This is a genomic window from Bacillus cereus group sp. BfR-BA-01382 (assembly GCF_022663475.1).
Lineage (GTDB): Bacteria > Bacillota > Bacilli > Bacillales > Bacillaceae_G > Bacillus_A > Bacillus_A thuringiensis_S.
The window spans coordinates 51,387-69,352 of the sequence record NZ_JAKUFQ010000004.1; the positions used below are offsets into that span (position 1 = coordinate 51,387).

The window sequence follows — 17,966 nt, forward strand, 5'->3', positions numbered from 1 at the left end:
TGCTTTTTTTATTACTACTATTCTTAGATTTCGAGCATTTTCAAGGTGATGATCTGTACATACTAGATTTGTATATTACTTATTTTTTGACAGTTTAAGACATTTATCGACGAGAATTATTTCTGTATTAGTGTTTTTAGATCCTGCTGTTGCAATATTATTAGATACTGTTTTTACCGGATTTAGACCAACTAGTATGCAAGTAGTAGGGATTATCCTTATATTTGTAGGGATGGCGCTAACTTTTCGCAAGGGAAGAGAAGGCGAGTTATCAGTGGAGAGGAATGCTACCTCTGAAATATAAATCATGAATATAGTAACCTTCATTAGGCATCTCCTTTACGCGCCAATAAAGGGAAGTTGTAAAGTGAAAAGGAGTTTATAAAGAGATTGTAGAATGTTTTAGTATATAACACCTTAGATGTGACAACTTCCTTTTTGAAAAAGGAAGAAGGAGGCATAAAGCAGAAAGGTAGTGGAAATATTTCTTCTAGAAGATTTGCATTTTATCTTACATTCACCAAAAAATAGTACTCCTGAAACAATGAAGTTCATTTTATTTGAATGAAATAGGGAGAGAGGACGATGAAGAAAAAAATATTGGGTGTAATGATGATTGCGACAATGGCAGGAGGGATATTTGCAGGGACGAATGTGACGCCTGTAAAAGCGGAAGAGTATCCACAAATGATTGTGTTTGAAGATGTTCCATACGGGTTTTGGGCATATGACGCTATTATGGATTTAGCATATCATAAAATTATATTAGGGTATGGAAACGGGAAGTATGGTGTTGGTGATCTTACAACACGTGAACAAGTAGCTGGTATTATTTACAGAACACTTGAAATGAAAGAAGAAGGATCAGTAGCGAATCCGTATAAAGATATTTCTGATAGTACAACAACTTTTAAAAAGGAAATTTTGGCGTTAACAAAACGTGGTGTTTTTACAGGGGATGGGCAAGGGAACTTTAGGCCGAAAGCACCAGTCTCTAGAGCGGAAATGGCTGTCATTTTAAAACGAGCATTTACTTTTGAAACGAAGCAAAAACATACATTTAAAGATATTCCAAAAGGCCACTGGGCAGAAGATGCAATTAGTGCGCTACAATCTAATAATGTTGTAAGAGGAACTGGGAATGGCATGTATGAATTAAATCGCCCTGTACCTAGAGAACAATATGCTCAATTTATTAATAATGCGATTATTAATTATCATTTGAAAGAGGATTGGAGATAGAGTGAAATATGAAAGCACAAATAGAAATATTTGTGCTTTTTTGTTTGTTTAAAAAAGAATTATTATTCGTTTTTATGTATTTTTAATGTTATACATAAGCTTTATAATCAACCCCATAAAAAAGACATGATGTGTAATATGATTCACAAAACCGTCACGAAATGTGTCGGAAAATATATTGTTACTATACTATTTGTTATGTATATTTGAAAAAACATATACATATTGGGGAGGAAATGTAATGAGCAAAAAATTATTAAAAACAGCTACAGCATTAACAATTATGGGTGGGGTGTTATTCTCAGCAGAGAGTAACAATGTAAAAGCGGAAAGTGCACCGTTGCAAAAAACAAATACAATTGTATTTAAAGATGTACCAAAAGGGCATTGGGCATATGAGGCGATTCATGATTTAGCGGAACAAGAAATTATTTTGGGATATGGCGATGGAATATTCGGTTTTGGGGATAATGTAACACGTGAGCAAGTTGCAGCTTTAATTTACCGTGTGTTTGATATGGAAGAACAAGATGAATATGAAAACCCATATGGAGATATCGATGAAAATTCAACAAGCTTTATCGAGGAAATATTGGCTTTAACGGAAATGGGAATTTTCCAGGGAGACGAGAATGGAAACTTTAGACCGAAGGCGACGTTAACGCGTGCGGAAATGGCACAAGTTCTTACGAATGCTTTTGACTTACAGGCAAAGGGATCTCATAACTTTAATGATGTTTCAGCAAATTCATGGGCAACGAATGCAATTAGTGCAGTACAAACAAATGGTATTACAATGGGAATCGGAGAAGGTAAATTTGGTCCGTCTATGAAGGTAACGAGAGAACAATACGCACAGTTTTTACATAGAGCAATATTGCATGATATGGAACAAGGGCAGTAATAAAGTTTAACTAGTCAAAGTTAAATTTAAAAATAATACAAAAAGGTCGTTGTTGTATAACAGCGGCCTTTTTTTGTATGAAATAAAGCGCGAAAGAATGGCGTTTTGAAAAAAAAATGAAGTGAATTTTCAAAAAAAACTTCCTTTTCTGAAGATTTGTTATATAATATAAAACATGAAATCAAATCTGTTATAAAACAGTTTAAGAAGGGGATGCTAATATGTCGACGCAAACTTCACGGGTTACACTCGTTGGAGAAATGTTACCAGCGTACAACGAAATATTGACACCTGAGGTGCTTAGTTTTTTGAAGGAACTACATGAGAATTTTAATGAGCGCCGCATAGAACTTTTACAAAAACGTGTAGAAAAACAAAAGAGAATTGATGCAGGGGAGTTTCCGAAGTTTCTAGAAGAAACAAAACACATACGTGAAGCGGATTGGACAATTGCCAAGCTGCCAAAAGACTTAGAGGATCGCCGCGTAGAGATTACTGGACCGGTAGATAGAAAGATGGTCATTAACGCTTTAAATTCAGGAGCGCATCTTTTTATGGCGGATTTTGAAGATTCGAATTCACCAACTTGGGAAAATGCAGTGGAAGGTCAAATCAACTTACGAGATGCAGTAAAGGGAACGATTTCACATGAAAATGATAAAGGGAAAGAATATAGATTAAATGAGAAAACAGCTGTACTCATTGTACGTCCAAGAGGATGGCATTTAGAGGAAAAGCATATGCAAGTTGATGGGGAAAATATGTCAGGTAGCTTAGTAGATTTCGGCTTGTACTTTTTCCATAATGCGAAAGCTCTTTTAGCAAAAGGGAGCGGCCCATACTTTTACTTACCGAAAATGGAAAGTTATTTAGAAGCGAGATTATGGAATGATGTATTCGTATTTGCTCAAAAATATATCGGCATTCCAAATGGAACGATTAAAGCAACTGTGTTACTGGAAACGATTCACGCTTCGTTTGAAATGGATGAAATTTTGTATGAGCTAAAAGATCATTCTGCTGGCTTAAACTGTGGAAGATGGGATTATATTTTTAGCTTTTTAAAGAGTTTCCGTAATCATAATAAATTCTTACTACCAGATAGAGCACAAGTCACGATGACAGCGCCATTTATGCGTTCGTATTCTTTGAAAGTAATTCAAACGTGTCACCGCCGTAATGCACCAGCAATTGGAGGAATGGCGGCACAAATTCCGATTAAAAATAATCCAGAAGCGAATGAAGCAGCTTTTGAAAAAGTGCGTGCTGATAAGGAGCGCGAAGCTTTAGACGGTCATGACGGGACTTGGGTTGCTCACCCTGGACTTGTACCGGTTGCAATGGAAGTATTTAATCACATTATGAAAACACCAAATCAAATTTTCAGAAAACGTGAAGAAATATGTGTAACAGAAAACGATTTACTAGAGGTACCGGTGGGAACGATTACAGAAGAGGGCCTTCGCATGAATATTAGCGTAGGTATTCAATATATTGCATCTTGGTTAAGCGGACGGGGAGCAGCACCCATTTATAACTTAATGGAAGATGCGGCAACTGCTGAAATTTCAAGAGCACAAGTATGGCAATGGATTCGTCATGAAGGTGGAAAACTAAATGATGGTCGTAATATTACGCTTGAATTAATGGAAGAGCTAAAAGAAGAAGAATTAGCAAAAATAGAAAGAGAGATTGGTAAGGAAGCCTTTAAGAAAGGGAGATTCCAAGAGGCGACAATGTTGTTTACAAATCTCGTTCGAAATGATGAATTCGTACCATTTTTAACATTACCAGGTTATGAAATTTTATAAAAAATGAAAAGGGGATGGAATAAATGAAAAACGAAAGAATTGAGAAATTACAAGAAAGCTGGGAATTAGATGAGCGTTGGAAAGGGATCACACGTCCATATTCGGCAGAAGATGTAATTCGCCTGCGCGGATCAATTGATATTGAACATACATTAGCGCGCCGCGGTGCTGAGAAGCTTTGGACATCGCTTCATACAGAAGACTATATTAACGCACTTGGCGCATTAACAGGAAATCAAGCGATGCAACAAGTAAAAGCTGGGTTAAAAGCGATTTACTTAAGTGGTTGGCAAGTGGCAGCTGATGCAAACCTTTCTGGACATATGTATCCAGACCAAAGTTTATATCCAGCGAACAGCGTACCTGCTGTAGTGAAACGAATTAATCAAACACTTCAACGTGCGGATCAAATTCAACATATGGAAGGAAGCGATGATACAGACTATTTCGTACCGATTGTAGCAGATGCAGAAGCTGGATTTGGTGGACAATTAAACGTATTCGAACTGATGAAAGGTATGATTGAAGCAGGTGCATCAGGTGTGCATTTTGAAGATCAATTATCTTCAGAGAAAAAATGTGGCCATTTAGGTGGAAAAGTACTACTACCAACGCAAACAGCGGTACGTAATTTAATTTCTGCACGTCTTGCAGCAGATGTAATGGGAGTGCCAACAATTATCGTTGCAAGAACAGATGCAGATGCAGCTGATTTAATTACGAGCGATATCGATCCTGTTGATAAAGCATTTATTACAGGAGAAAGAACACCAGAAGGATTTTACCGTACGAATGCAGGTCTTGATCAAGCGATTGCGCGCGGTTTAGCGTATGCACCGTATGCAGACCTCGTTTGGTGTGAAACGTCGGAACCAAATTTAGAAGATGCAAAACGATTTGCGGACGCAATTCATAAGGAGCATCCAGGAAAGTTACTTGCATATAACTGTTCACCTTCATTCAACTGGAAACAAAAACTAGATGAAAAAACAATTGCGAGCTTCCAAAAGGAAATCGCATCTTACGGTTATAAGTTCCAATTCGTAACACTTGCTGGATTCCATTCATTAAATTACGGTATGTTTGAACTAGCACGTGGCTATAAAGAGCGCGGCATGGCAGCATACTCTGAACTACAACAAGCTGAATTTGCAGCAGAAAAACACGGCTACTCTGCAACACGTCATCAACGCGAAGTAGGAACAGGTTACTTTGATGAAGTTGCACAAGTGATTACAGGCGGAACTTCATCAACGACAGCGTTAAAAGGATCTACAGAAGAAGCACAGTTTACGAAATAAAAGGAAGGGGCACCTGTTTGAAGGGGGCCCCTTGTTATTTTGTGAACGATTCGAAAAGAGATATCAATTTATCGGCAAAAAACGATACTAACTTTTCTTTATTACTAAATCAACGCCACTCAGCCCTATGATTACGAATAAACTTCATATCTTTCTCATAATGCTCTAGATGTCCTTCATCAATCATTCTTTGGAAATTCAAGTCGCCTTCTTGCGCTTTTCGTTTCATATATGTACATAACCCTTCTAATCGTAGCAACACCATTCCTAAGTAATCTTCATCCATATTTTTACCATAGGACTGAACGAATAATTTCACTCTCTCTTTAATACGATCTGCATGTTGCGATGATTCATAATGAATGGCTTCACCAGATTCTGTATAATACACTCTACTTAAAGGCACACAAGTATAAAGTGTATAAGCGATATCCCATAGTCTTGGACCAGGAGCAGCAACATCGAAATCAATAATCCCTACTGGCTTCTCATTATTAAAAATAATGTTATATATGGCAAAATCATTGTGGCATAAAACCTCAATGTTATTTGGCGTGTGATCCATCGGTTTCCAATCATCTAATAACGGAAAATCACTTACAGCATCATGGTAAAGGCGGAGCATCTTTGCGATTCCTTTTAATACATCATTAGATCGCATATATTCTTTTAAAGGATAATTCCCAGCTTCTCCTTCAATAAAGGATAAAACCTCTCTATCTTCTTCATCTACACCTAAAAACTTTGGAGTATAATGAAATCCTTTGTTTTCTAAGTGTTGTAATAGCTTATGGATTTTTGCGCTATCTGGCTTTAACTCTCGACGAACAGTATTTTCAGAACGATATACGTTCGAAACGTTTCCGCCTGTTAGCTTTTCTTCGTTATCATAGTTTGACATGTGAAAATTCCCCCTATAATTAAAAAATCCAATTCCAAATAGTGAATAGACCAACAATGGCAGAAAAGAGAAGGCAAGCAAGGAATGCTAGACAGCCAAAAGGAACTAGCTTATCTTGCCATGTTTCTTTATACTCATAAATTAACTCCTCTGCTACTTTCTTCTGCACTGAAGATAAAGGTTGATCTTTATACAAAGCTTTTATATGGTTAGAATCGCCTTTAAACTTTAAAGCGCGTGCAATATGATGAGGGTTATTTCCCATTGATTTCTCAAATAATAAACATGATTCATGCATAATATCTGTTTTATGCTCCTCTAGATACCAGTAACGTCCAGCCATTTCTGGATATTGTAATTTATAATAAATATCTCCGAGTTGTTTTCGAAGATGTAATTCATTTGGGTATGTAAAGATGAGGCCGTGCAATCTGTCTCTTGCTTTTCCAAGATTATTATTTTCAATATCCTCTTCGATTCTTTTTAATGTTTTTCTAGGAATTTTGTTGTTCATAAATTCCTCCTTATTTGGAATAGAGATAATTATATTTTATAAGAAATACTAAAAATTAGAAATTCCATTTTAGAAAAAGATTGTACATTTTATTTTAATGTGCTATGATGATGTCAGTTGAATAGTTAAATTAAGCAATCCATATGTTATCAAGTGCTGAAAACGAACGAGAAAAAGTATGTGAGAACTAGTTTATGTTTCGTATTTGATAATGTGTGGATTCTTTTTTTAGACAGGAAGACTAAAAAATTTAAAATTTGTATTTTCTTAGGAGGAAATAATTATGGCAGTAACAGGACAAGTAAAATGGTTTAACAACGAAAAAGGTTTCGGTTTCATCGAAGTTCCAGGCGAAAACGACGTATTCGTACACTTCTCAGCAATCGAAACTGACGGTTTCAAATCTTTAGAAGAAGGTCAAAAAGTTAGCTTCGAAATCGAAGACGGTAACCGTGGACCTCAAGCTAAAAACGTAATCAAACTATAATTTTATAGTTGATGATGGAAAAAAGGATGGCTAATGCCATCCTTTTTTTTTAGGTTGTGCAGAAATTTTTTTCAGAGCCTGTTTTTATATCTAAATCTCTTTTTCTATGTTACAACTGGTAAAAAATTATCGGGAATGCGTATTAGTTTCTGTATAAGAATTAGTTCAGCAAGAGCATTTGCTGCGTATGATAGTAAATAACTATAAGTTTGTATTCTTTATTGAAATAGGGGAATCTTTTCCAGATAGACCTTGAGTCTCATCTTTTTTGTTAGTATTGTTATTGGAATTTTGTACGTTTTGAGATGATGTTTCTAACAGTTGTTCTTGTTCCTTGCTAGGAGTATTCAGAGCATCTGAGGGGATGCTATTAACCTGCTGACTTAATAGATTTTCTTTATCCATAGTATACAACTCCTTTTTAGAATTCGATAAAAAGCAATGTAATTATAAATAGCTACTTATATATATTGTGTTTTTGAATGACATTATATACAAAACTTATATTACAAAGTTAATTAATTGACGAATTGTTAGTGATGGAAAAAGATGTACAAATTTAAATTTTTTAGTAAAAATTAAAAGCGGGTAACAAGTACAAATACTCTTTCTCATGTTTTATATAAGGATCATATTACAAATCAAAAAAGATGTAGAGAACCTTGGAAGAAAATATAGTTGTTTTTCTAAGGGTGAAGAAGAATAAATAAAATGATACTACAAATGTAAAAAGGCTTTCCAAAAAGGAAGGCCTTTTACTCTTTTTTCGCTACGTTTTTCTTCTCACGTTTTTTACATTCTGTACATTTTGATTTACGAAACGGTTTGGCAAAGAATAGCAGAATAAAAAATAAACCGAATATAATACTAGCTGAATTTTTCACGATAATGACGCTACTATTTTTCATTTGAATCGATGGTTGGATCTCTTTTTCTTCCATAGTGGCCCTCCATATATTGGATTTACATTTTAATTATAACAAAGTTAATTGTTGTAATGATGTGAAATGAGGAAGTGATTTCAAATATTTATAGCAGTATAAATGCTTTTTTGTGCACAATGCCATCTTGTTATTTTTATATATTTATTTTGAAATTTGAAGAATGTTTGATAAATAATAAATTAATGTAAAATAGTAGAATGTGCAATCCGTTTTCTTTTCATAGGTGCTAAAATTATATATGCAGCTGCTAATATAAATGGAAAAAAGGAGATAATAGAGTATGGAAAGTAAAGTGGAACGCTATGTCGAAAATTATGTTGTAACGAAAAATACGATGGCCTTACTTCCTGTTATTCTAAGTGAAAAGAAAATTGTTACGCGAGTCGTTGAAATGAATGATTCTTTTTTCGTATTTCAAAAACCACTAGATATTATAGAAAGAAGTTGCCGAAAGCATGGTTCTAGTTTCTTAGGCAGAAAAGAAGGAACGAAAGAATTAACTCATATTACACATAAAGCACCGATTGCGATTAGTCCTACAGATCAACTTTATTTTTTCCCTACCTATTCTTACTCTAGAAAAGAGTGCGCTTGGTTGTCTCATTTTTATATTGAAGGTAATAAAGAATTAAAAGATGGAAATCTTATTATTAGGTTTATAAATGGCTTTGCTGTGAAATTAGAAATATCAAAAACTAGTTTTGAAAATCAACAAAATCGTACAGCGAAATTGCGTACTGAATATGAAGATCGTAGGAAAAAACAAGGGAGCCCTTGTTTTAAAGAGATTGATAAAAAAGAGGAATCAACATTAAGACCTGCTTATGAGAGAGTGTATTTTGTGAAGGAAGGCGAAGTGTGAAAGGATGGGGGAATCATCCCCATTCTTTTTTGTTTATCCGCTATTTACCGGGCAGTAAGACGCACACATCAAAATTCAGCGAAAGCAAAGAAGTTAGGTGGGGGCCCTGCTGCCTGTAAAAGCCGGATTGGTGAGGGTTGATTAAAGTTTCATTTTATCAATCTTTATAGATAAAGAGATGTGTTAGAAAAACCGAGTTGTAATTTCATTTACCGATAAAAATATCGGAAAACCACCTAAATAACAAAACGAACGACATTTCCTGTCGAATATTGATAGATTATCATAGCTAAATAATGAAGGAATTCTTATGAAAGATATGGAAACTTTAATAAATACATCTCCATATGTCGTATCTACCATTTCCTCTTTCATATAAGCAATGATACAGTAGGGATAGTATTTAGAGTAAAGGGGTAAAGTGTAGAATGGATTTTCAGACAATCAAAGAGTATTTTTCACCAGAAAATATGGATCATATTGTTGAGAGTTATAAAGCGTTCGGACCACTTCTTGGTATTGGTTTACCGATGATAGAGGCGTTGATTCCAGCATTACCGCTTATTGTATTTGTACTGGCGAATGCTGTTGCATTTGGCTTTTGGCTCGGTTTTCTTTATTCATGGCTTGGATCAGTAATGGGTGCATTACTTGTCTTTTTCATCATCCGCCATTTTGGTCGCAGTCGTTTCTTTTCGTTTGTAAATAAGCATGAGAGAGTAAGAAAAGCAATGGGGTGGATTGAAAGGAAAGGATTCGCACCGATTTTTGTTATATTTTGTTTTCCGTTTACACCGTCAGCGCTAATAAATGTTGTCGCTGGTTTATCACGAATTAGTGTAAAACAGTTTGGGCTAGCGTTAGCATTCGGAAAACTTGTGATGATTTTTATTTTAACGTATATCGGTCATGATTTAATGTCATTTATTCATAATCCGGTGAAATCAGTCATTGTAGCGATTGGTATTTTTATTTTATGGTATGTCGGTAAGAAAATTGAAGTAAAGTTAGAACTACATTAAGAATAGTCTTCTTTGTAAAGGAAAGCTTCAGTATTAAAGGATAAGGGGAGAAGCGGATGAAGAAAACTTTGAAAAAAGAAGGCATAGAGTGGATACGAACAATTTTAATTGGTGTATTATTAGCTGTATTTTTTCGAACGTTTTTCTTCTCAACGTATGTTGTAGAGGGGAAGTCAATGATGCCGACATTGCAAGATGGTAATATGCTCGTTGTAAATAAGGTGAGTTATCAAGTTGGGGACTTGAACAGATTTGACGTTGTGGTGTTTCATGCGAATAAAAAAGAGGACTATGTAAAGCGAATTATCGGTTTACCTGGAGATCATATTGAATATAAGCATGATAAGTTATATATAAATGGACAATTTATTGATGAGCCGTATCTAGAGAAATATAAGAAAGAGATAAATGGAAGGCAACTAACAGGCGACTTTAAATTAGAAGAGTTAACGAAAGAAAAGCTGGTGCCACCCGGGTTTATTTTTGTAGTAGGTGATAACCGGCTCGGGAGCTGGGATAGTAGACACTTTGGCTTTGTAAAAGCTGATACAGTCGTCGGTAAAGTTGATTTGCGATATTGGCCAATTCAAGAGGTGCAAACGAATTTTTCAAAAGGTTGATATAATAGATAGAAGTATAGAAAAGACAAACAACTCAGTTTGTCTTTTTTCGTGTACTATAATACAATTATAGTAGCAAACTAACGTTCGTTATGTAAGTGAAAGGTGGGGTTACATGTCACTTCGATTTGTGATTGGTAGAGCGGGAAGTGGAAAAAGTACACTTTGTTTACGCGAAGTGCAAGAAGAGTTAAAACAACGCCCGAGAGGGAAAACAATATTATATCTTGTGCCAGAACAGATGACATTCCAGACGCAGCAGGCGTTAATTGGAAGTGAGGATGTAAGAGGTTCTATTCGGGCACAAGTTTTTAGTTTTTCACGATTAGCGTGGAAGGTACTACAAGAAGTTGGCGGAGCGAGTCGTCTTCATATTGATGAAGCGGGTGTACATATGTTACTCCGTAAAATTGTAGAGTCTCGTAAAGATGGATTATCGGTGTTCCAAAAAGCAGCGGAGCAAAACGGTTTCTTTGAACATCTTGGCAGTATGATTGCAGAGTTTAAACGTTACAATGTAACGCCATCTAACGTATATGAAATGTGGCAACAATTGGATGCGCATAGTAGCAGTGCCGAACAAAAGTTACTAGCGAATAAAGTGTATGATGTACAGCTATTATACGATGATTTTGAACGTGCTTTAATTGGAAAATATTTAGATTCAGAAGACTACCTGCAATTGCTAGTGGAAAAGCTTCCGCAGTCTGAATATGTAAATGGTGCGGAAATTTATATAGATGGATTTCATTCATTCTCCCCGCAAGAGTTAGAGATTGTAAGACAGCTTATGATTTGCGGAGCGAGAGTTACGATCACGTTAACGATAGATGAAAAAACGTTAGCACAGCCAGTAAATGAACTCGATTTATTTTATGAAACGACGTTAACGTATGAAAAAATCAAACAAGTAGCGCGTGAAGAGAAAATAGAAATTGAAAAAACAATTCCACTTATGGAACAGCCGCGTTTTCATTCTCCGGCATTAGCGCATTTAGAAGCTCATTATGAAGCGCGTCCGAATGAAAAATTTAACGGTCAAGCGAGTGTAACGATTAGCACAGCTGCGAATTTACGAGCGGAGGTAGAAGGTGTTGCTCGTGAAATTCGTAAACTTGTTGCGAATGAAAAATATCGTTACCGAGATATTGCAGTGCTTCTTCGTAATGGGGAAAGTTATTACGATGTGATGCGCACGTTATTTACAGATTACAATATCCCGCACTTCATCGATGAAAAGCGTCCGATGTCACACCACCCATTAGTAGAATGTATTCGTTCTGCACTCGAGATTATTAGTGGGAATTGGCGTTATGATGCGGTGTTCCGCTGCGTGAAAACAGAGCTTTTATATCCATTAGACGTAAGAAAAGAAACGATGCGTGAAGAAATGGATGAATTTGAAAATTACTGTTTAGCGTACGGTGTACAAGGAAAGAGGTGGACTTCAGAGGATCCATGGATGTATCGCCGTTATCGTTCTCTTGATGATACGAACGGGATGATTACAGACAGTGAACGTGAAATGGAAGAGAAAATAAATATGTTACGTGACGTTGTAAGAACACCTGTTATTCGCATGCAAAAAAGGTTAAAGCGTGCAGGAACAGTTATGCAAATGTGTGAAGCAGTTTACTTATTTTTAGAAGAACTGGATGTTCCGAAGAAGCTAGAAGAATTACGTATACGTGCAGAAGAAAGTGGAGATTTCTTATTTGCGACAGATCATGAACAAGTATGGGAAGAAGTAATGAGTCTTCTTGATACATTTGTAGAGATGCTTGGTGAAGAGAAAATGTCTCTTTCTATGTTTACGGACGTTATGTCGACAGGTCTTGAGGCACTTCAATTTGCTAACATTCCGCCGTCATTAGACCAAGTGTTAATTGCTAATATTGATCACTCCAGGTTATCTGACGTGAAAGCAACGTTTATTATAGGTGTAAATGAGGGGGTCATTCCAGCAGCACCTATGGATGAAGGTATGCTTTCTGATGAGGAAAGAGAAGTTCTTGGTGCGGCAGGGATTGAATTAGCGCCAACGACGAGACAAACTTTGTTAGAAGAACAGTTCGTTATGTATCAAATGGTAACGAGAGCGTCTGAGAGGTTATACATTTCATGCCCGCTTGCAGATGAAGAAGGAAAGACGTTACTTGCGTCTAGCTTTATTAAGAAAATAAAAAGAATGTTCCCTAATGTGAAAGATTCATTTATTACGAATGACGTAAATGATTTATCACGTTCAGAACAAATTTCATACGTAGCAACGCCAGAAGTAACGTTATCTTACGTTATGCAGCAACTACAAACGTGGAAGCGATACGGATTTGAAGGGAATTTAGACTTTTGGTGGGACGTATACAACTTCTACGTAACTTCAGATGAATGGAAACAAAAAAGTAGCCGCGTCTTATCAAGTTTATTCTATCGAAATCGTGCGAAGAAGCTAAGTACAGCAGTAAGTAGAGATTTATATGGAGATATAATTAAAGGAAGCGTCTCTCGTATGGAACTATTTAACCGTTGTGCATACGCTCATTTTGCACAGCACGGTTTATCACTTAGAGAGCGTGATATTTTCAAGCTTGATGCACCAGACATCGGTGAATTATTCCATGCGGCATTAAAGAAAATTGCGGATAAGTTATTGCGTGAAAACCGCACTTGGGCGGATTTATCTATAAAAGAGTGTGAGTATCTTTCTGTCTTAGTAATAGAAGAAATCGCACCGTTATTACAACGACAAATTTTATTAAGTTCAAACCGTCATTTCTATTTAAAACAAAAACTACAACAAATCATTTTCCGTACGTCAATCATTCTTCGTGAACATGCGAAGTCGAGCGGATTCGTACCAGTTGATTTAGAAGTGCCATTCGGTATGGGCGGTACAGGATCACTTCCGCCGATGGAATTCTCACTACCAAATGGTGTGAAGATGGAAGTAGTCGGCCGTATTGACCGTGTTGATAAGGCAGAAGATGAGAACGGGACGTTCTTACGTATTATTGATTATAAATCAAGTTCAAAAGCGTTAGATTTAACAGAAGTGTATTACGGATTAGCACTTCAAATGTTAACGTATTTAGATGTTGTTACTTCGAATGCACAGACGTGGATGAAAAAAGGCCAAGCAGCATCACCAGCGGGTGTATTGTATTTTCATATCCATAATCCAATTGTTGAAATGAAAGGTGACGCATCTGAAGCCGAAATTGAAAAAGAAATTTTAAAGAAATTTAAAATGAAAGGACTCGTATTAGGAGATGCTGACGTTGTTCGTTTAATGGATAACAAACTTTCAACAGGGAGTTCAGATATTATTTCTGCTGGCCTGAAAAAAGACGGTAGCTTTAGTGCGCGTTCAAGTATTGCAAGTGAGCAAGAGTTTAACGTACTGCAAAAATATGTACACCATACGTTTGAAAATATCGGAAAAGATATTACAGAAGGTGTTATCGATATTGCTCCTTATAAAATGGGAAATAAAGCAGCGTGCACGTTCTGTAACTTCAAATCTGTTTGTCAATTTGATGAGTCACTTGAAGATAATCAATTCCGTACGTTAAAAGATATGAAAGATAGTGAAGCGATGGAGAAAATAAGAGAGGAGGTTGGCGGAGAATGATAGAAAATTGGCCTAAAAAACCAGAAGGTAGTCAATGGACAGATGACCAGTGGAAAGCTGTTGTAGCGAACGGACGTGATATTTTAGTTGCGGCTGCAGCTGGATCAGGTAAAACAGCAGTATTAGTTGAACGTATTATTAAAAAGATTATTAATGAAGAGAATCCAGTCGATGTCGACCGCCTGCTCGTTGTAACATTTACAAATGCAGCAGCGCAAGAGATGAAAAATCGAATTGGGGAAGCGTTAGAAAAGGTATTAATTGATGAACCAGGCTCTCAGCATGTAAGAAAGCAACTGAGCCTATTAAATAAAGCTTCCATTTCAACAATTCACTCATTCTGTTTACAAGTAATTAGAGGATATTACTACATGCTGGATGTTGATCCTCGTTTCCGTATTGCGAATCAAACAGAAAATGAATTGTTAAAAGAAGAAGTGCTAGATGACATATTAGAAGAAGAGTACGGAATCGAAGATAATACAATCTTCTTTGAACTTGTTGATCGTTATACGAGTGACCGTAGTGATGATGACTTACAACGTATGATTTTAGCGCTTCATACAGAGTCAAGAGCGCATCCAAATCCGGAAAAATGGCTTGATAAATTAGTAGAAGCATATGACGTAGAAGGAAAGACAATTGAAGATTTAGTATATGCTTCTTATTTATTAGAAGATGTGAAATTCCAGCTTGAAACAGCGGAACAGCATATTCGTAAGGCAACTGAACTCGCAATGCTTCCTGACGGTCCAGCGCCTCGCGTTGAAACCCTGCAAGCAGATGTAGCATTACTTGGAACGTTATCATCAGCTGCTCGTGAGTCGTGGACAAGCGTGTATGAAGCGATGCAAAACGTATCGTGGCAAACGTTAAAGCGTATTAAGAAAAGTGATTACAATGAAGATGTTGTAAAACAAGTAGACTCTCTTCGTAATAAAGCGAAAGATGAAGTAAAGAAATTACAAGAAGAGTTATTTAGCCGCAAACCTGAAAGTTTCTTACGAGATTTTCAAGATATGCACCCAGTATTAGAAAAGCTTGTTCAACTTGTAAAAGTATTTACAGAGCGTTTCCAAGCGATGAAGCGAGATAAAGGAATGGTCGATTTCACAGATTTAGAGCATTTCTGTTTACAAATTTTAAGTGAACAAAGTGAAAATGGTGAAATGAATCCGTCAGCAGTGGCGCTCCAATATCGTAATAAATTTACTGAAGTATTAGTCGATGAATATCAAGATACGAACTTTGTACAGGAATCCATTATTAAATTCGTAACGAAAGATTCTGAGAGTGAAGGAAACTTGTTCATGGTTGGTGACGTAAAGCAGTCGATTTATCGTTTCCGACTAGCTGAACCAGGACTATTCCTAGGAAAGTATAAACGCTTCACACAAGAAGGATTGGGCGGCGGAATGAAGATTGACTTAGCGAAAAACTTCCGTAGTCGTCATGAAGTACTAGCAGGTACGAACTTCATTTTCAAACAAATTATGGGCGAAGAAGTTGGAGAGATTGACTACGATGCTGACGCTGAATTAAAACTAGGTGCTACCTATCCAGAAGGTGAAGATGTAGCGGCAGAATTACTCTGTATTCAGCAAACGGAAGAAGAAGTAATAGACGGTGAAGAAGGTGCAGAAGTCGAAAAAGCACAGCTTGAAGCTCGCCTTATGGCGCAGCGCATTAAAGCGATGGTTGATTCCGGTTATGAAGTGTATGACCGTAAAACGGATAGTATGCGTCCTGTACAATACCGCGACTTCGTTATTTTACTTCGCTCCATGCCGTGGGCGCCGCAAATTATGGAAGAGTTAAAATTGCAAGGAATTCCGGTATATGCTGACCTTGCGACTGGTTATTTTGAAGCAACGGAAGTAAATATTATGATGAACGTATTCCGCGTTATTGATAATCCGCTGCAAGATATCCCGCTTGCAGCTGTACTTCGTTCCCCAATCGTTGGATTAAACGATGAAGACCTTGCGACGCTTCGTGCTCACGGAAAGAAAGGCTCGTTTTATGAAGTAATGAGCTCATTCTTAAAAGGTGCACCGCTTGAAGAGGAACAAGAACTTCATGAAAAACTAGAGTGGTTTTATAACTTACTGCAAGGATGGCGTGAATTTGCACGTCAACAATCACTTTCTGATTTAATTTGGAAAGTGTACGGCGAGACAGGTTATTACGACTTCGTTGGCGGTTTACCAGCTGGAAAGCAAAGGCAGGCAAACTTACGCGTACTATATGACCGTGCAAGACAATATGAAGCAACATCATTTAGAGGATTATTCCGCTTCTTACGTTTTATTGAACGTATTTTAGAACGCGGTGATGATATGGGGACGGCGAGGGCCCTCGGTGAACAAGAAGACGTTGTTCGCATCATGACGATCCATAAAAGTAAAGGGCTAGAGTTCCCGGTTGTATTTGTAGCTGGACTCGGCCGTCGTTTTAATACACAAGACTTAATGAAACGTTTCTTACTCCATAAAGATTTCGGTTTCGGTTCGCAATTTATCGATCCGCGTAAACGAATTAAATACACGACATTATCACAGCTTGCGATTAAACGTAAAATGAAAATGGAATTAATTGCGGAAGAAATGCGCGTACTATACGTAGCGTTGACGCGTGCGAAAGAGAAGTTAATTTTAATCGGAACAGTTAAGGATGCAAATAAGGAGATGGAAAAATGGCTTGATGCGAGGGAACATAGTGAATGGTTATTACCGGATCACATACGTGCCGGAGCGTCTTGTTATTTAGACTGGATTGCACCTTCATTATATAGACACCGTGATAGTGAAATGCTTCTTGAATTAGGACAAGGAAGTATTCCAGATGAAATTTACGGGTATGAGACGAACTGGAAAGTAGAAGTTGTGGACGGTAACACGCTACTTGCACCAGAGCCAGTTCAAGAAGAGAAACAAGAATTGTTAGAAGCGCTTCGTGAGAAAAAGGCTGTTCCCCTGCAAAGTGAACGGAAAGAAGAAGTGTACGACAGATTAATGTGGAAGTACGGATATGAGGATGCAACATCTTATCGTGCGAAGCAATCTGTTACAGAAATAAAGAGAAATTATCAATCTGAAGAAGGTAGCGATAATGCCTTTATTAAAAAACTACGTACGCCAATTAAAACACGTCCGCGCTTTATGGAGAAAAAAGGATTAACGTACGCAGAGCGTGGAACAGCAGTCCATGCCGTTATGCAGCATGTTGATTTGAAGAAGCCGATTACGGTTGAAGTTCTGCAAGAGCAAATTGCTGGAATGGTAAATAAGGAATTATTAACATTCGAGCAGGCGGAAGAAATAGCGATTGAAAAAGTAATTTCATTCTTTGACAGTGATTTAGGTAAAAGGGTACTAGCGGCGAAAAGTGTTGAGCGTGAAGTGCCATTTACGATGATGCTTGCAGCAGAAGAAGCATATCAAGATTGGCAAGGGAAGAGTGAAGAAACGATTCTTGTCCAAGGGGTTATCGACTGCATGATTGAAGAGGAAGACGGCATTACGTTAATCGACTTCAAAACAGATACGATTGAAGGGAAATTCCCAGGCGGATTCGAACAAGCAAAACCAATTTTAGAAGATCGATATAAAGTACAGCTTTCGTTATATGCAAAAGCGCTGGAGAAAAGCTTACAACATCCTGTGAAAGAGAAATGTTTATACTTCTTTGATGGGAATCATGTTGTAAATATTGAGGAATAGAGGGG

14 protein-coding genes and 1 pseudogene are annotated in these 17,966 nt (G+C 37.0%); 11 read left to right on the plus strand and 4 right to left on the minus strand.

Features of this window, described 5'->3' with window-relative positions:
* Positions 1-2 precede the first annotated feature (2 nt).
* From MR160_RS35045 to aceA, 5 genes and pseudogenes are all read left to right on the plus strand, one after another.
* Positions 3-304: pseudogene (locus tag MR160_RS35045) on the plus strand (EamA family transporter); the annotation flags it as partial.
* A 281-nt stretch (positions 305-585) separates the two neighbouring features.
* Positions 586-1,242, plus strand: coding sequence for an S-layer homology domain-containing protein (locus tag MR160_RS03035; protein WP_000727105.1), 657 nt, complete (start codon positions 586-588; stop codon positions 1,240-1,242).
* A gap of 241 nt (positions 1,243-1,483) precedes the next feature.
* Positions 1,484-2,146, plus strand: coding sequence for an S-layer homology domain-containing protein (locus tag MR160_RS03040; protein ID WP_012614769.1), 663 nt, complete (start codon positions 1,484-1,486; stop codon positions 2,144-2,146).
* Between the two features lie 221 nt (positions 2,147-2,367).
* On the plus strand, positions 2,368-3,957 hold the full coding sequence (aceB, locus tag MR160_RS03045; RefSeq protein WP_000107342.1) for a malate synthase A: 1,590 nt from the start codon (positions 2,368-2,370) through the stop codon (positions 3,955-3,957).
* A gap of 23 nt (positions 3,958-3,980) precedes the next feature.
* Positions 3,981-5,258, plus strand: a complete 1,278-nt coding sequence (aceA, locus tag MR160_RS03050; RefSeq protein WP_000787346.1) for an isocitrate lyase — start codon at positions 3,981-3,983, stop codon at positions 5,256-5,258.
* Between the two features lie 109 nt (positions 5,259-5,367).
* On the opposite strand, the gene MR160_RS03055 is transcribed toward aceA, so the two are convergent.
* Complete coding sequence (locus MR160_RS03055) at positions 5,368-6,159, minus strand: phosphotransferase (protein WP_000073811.1); 792 nt, start codon at positions 6,157-6,159, stop codon at positions 5,368-5,370.
* Positions 6,160-6,178: 19 nt separating this feature from the next.
* The gene (locus MR160_RS03060) at positions 6,179-6,673 is read right to left on the minus strand and encodes a DUF6584 family protein (protein ID WP_001060337.1); all 495 of its coding nucleotides are present in this window, start codon (positions 6,671-6,673) and stop codon (positions 6,179-6,181) included.
* A 283-nt stretch (positions 6,674-6,956) separates the two neighbouring features.
* Between MR160_RS03060 and cspA the strand changes: the two genes are divergently transcribed.
* The gene (cspA, locus tag MR160_RS03065) at positions 6,957-7,160 is read left to right on the plus strand and encodes an RNA chaperone/antiterminator CspA (RefSeq protein WP_000301518.1); all 204 of its coding nucleotides are present in this window, start codon (positions 6,957-6,959) and stop codon (positions 7,158-7,160) included.
* 201 nt (positions 7,161-7,361) lie between these two features.
* On the opposite strand, the gene MR160_RS03070 is transcribed toward cspA, so the two are convergent.
* Entirely contained in the window at positions 7,362-7,565 is a 204-nt protein-coding gene (locus MR160_RS03070; protein ID WP_000356915.1) for a hypothetical protein, read from the minus strand.
* Positions 7,566-7,915: 350 nt separating this feature from the next.
* Entirely contained in the window at positions 7,916-8,101 is a 186-nt protein-coding gene (locus MR160_RS03075; RefSeq protein WP_000391375.1) for a hypothetical protein, read from the minus strand.
* A gap of 283 nt (positions 8,102-8,384) precedes the next feature.
* Between MR160_RS03075 and MR160_RS03080 the strand changes: the two genes are divergently transcribed.
* From MR160_RS03080 to addA, 5 genes are all read left to right on the plus strand, one after another.
* On the plus strand, positions 8,385-8,966 hold the full coding sequence (locus tag MR160_RS03080) for a competence protein ComK (RefSeq protein ID WP_000444446.1): 582 nt from the start codon (positions 8,385-8,387) through the stop codon (positions 8,964-8,966).
* 428 nt (positions 8,967-9,394) lie between these two features.
* Positions 9,395-9,988, plus strand: a complete 594-nt coding sequence (locus MR160_RS03085) for a TVP38/TMEM64 family protein (RefSeq protein ID WP_000347517.1) — start codon at positions 9,395-9,397, stop codon at positions 9,986-9,988.
* 56 nt (positions 9,989-10,044) lie between these two features.
* Positions 10,045-10,608, plus strand: a complete 564-nt coding sequence (lepB, locus tag MR160_RS03090) for a signal peptidase I (RefSeq protein WP_000751896.1) — start codon at positions 10,045-10,047, stop codon at positions 10,606-10,608.
* A gap of 115 nt (positions 10,609-10,723) precedes the next feature.
* Positions 10,724-14,239 (plus strand): helicase-exonuclease AddAB subunit AddB, encoded by a 3,516-nt coding sequence (gene addB / locus MR160_RS03095; RefSeq protein WP_242297053.1) that lies wholly within the window; start codon positions 10,724-10,726, stop codon positions 14,237-14,239.
* Positions 14,236-17,961: a helicase-exonuclease AddAB subunit AddA gene (gene addA, locus MR160_RS03100; RefSeq protein WP_242297054.1), complete on the plus strand. Its 3,726-nt coding sequence runs from the start codon at positions 14,236-14,238 to the stop codon at positions 17,959-17,961. Before addB ends, addA begins: the two co-directional genes overlap by 4 nt.
* Positions 17,962-17,966 lie beyond the last annotated feature (5 nt).

What these genes read in the sequence shown, in the direction of transcription:
- addB (WP_242297053.1), top strand. Translation starts at nt 10,724, where the DNA reads ATGTCACTTCGATTTGTGATTGGTAGAGCGGGAAGTGGAAAAAGTACA.
- MR160_RS03085 (WP_000347517.1), top strand. Translation starts at nt 9,395, where the DNA reads ATGGATTTTCAGACAATCAAAGAGTATTTTTCACCAGAAAATATGGAT.
- lepB (WP_000751896.1), top strand. Translation starts at nt 10,045, where the DNA reads ATGAAGAAAACTTTGAAAAAAGAAGGCATAGAGTGGATACGAACAATT.
- aceB (WP_000107342.1), top strand. Translation starts at nt 2,368, where the DNA reads ATGTCGACGCAAACTTCACGGGTTACACTCGTTGGAGAAATGTTACCA.
- MR160_RS03055 (WP_000073811.1), bottom strand. Translation starts at nt 6,159, where the DNA reads ATGTCAAACTATGATAACGAAGAAAAGCTAACAGGCGGAAACGTTTCG.
- aceA (WP_000787346.1), top strand. Translation starts at nt 3,981, where the DNA reads ATGAAAAACGAAAGAATTGAGAAATTACAAGAAAGCTGGGAATTAGAT.
- MR160_RS03080 (WP_000444446.1), top strand. Translation starts at nt 8,385, where the DNA reads ATGGAAAGTAAAGTGGAACGCTATGTCGAAAATTATGTTGTAACGAAA.
- cspA (WP_000301518.1), top strand. Translation starts at nt 6,957, where the DNA reads ATGGCAGTAACAGGACAAGTAAAATGGTTTAACAACGAAAAAGGTTTC.
- MR160_RS03075 (WP_000391375.1), bottom strand. Translation starts at nt 8,101, where the DNA reads ATGGAAGAAAAAGAGATCCAACCATCGATTCAAATGAAAAATAGTAGC.
- MR160_RS03070 (WP_000356915.1), bottom strand. Translation starts at nt 7,565, where the DNA reads ATGGATAAAGAAAATCTATTAAGTCAGCAGGTTAATAGCATCCCCTCA.
- MR160_RS03060 (WP_001060337.1), bottom strand. Translation starts at nt 6,673, where the DNA reads ATGAACAACAAAATTCCTAGAAAAACATTAAAAAGAATCGAAGAGGAT.
- MR160_RS03040 (WP_012614769.1), top strand. Translation starts at nt 1,484, where the DNA reads ATGAGCAAAAAATTATTAAAAACAGCTACAGCATTAACAATTATGGGT.
- MR160_RS03035 (WP_000727105.1), top strand. Translation starts at nt 586, where the DNA reads ATGAAGAAAAAAATATTGGGTGTAATGATGATTGCGACAATGGCAGGA.
- addA (WP_242297054.1), top strand. Translation starts at nt 14,236, where the DNA reads ATGATAGAAAATTGGCCTAAAAAACCAGAAGGTAGTCAATGGACAGAT.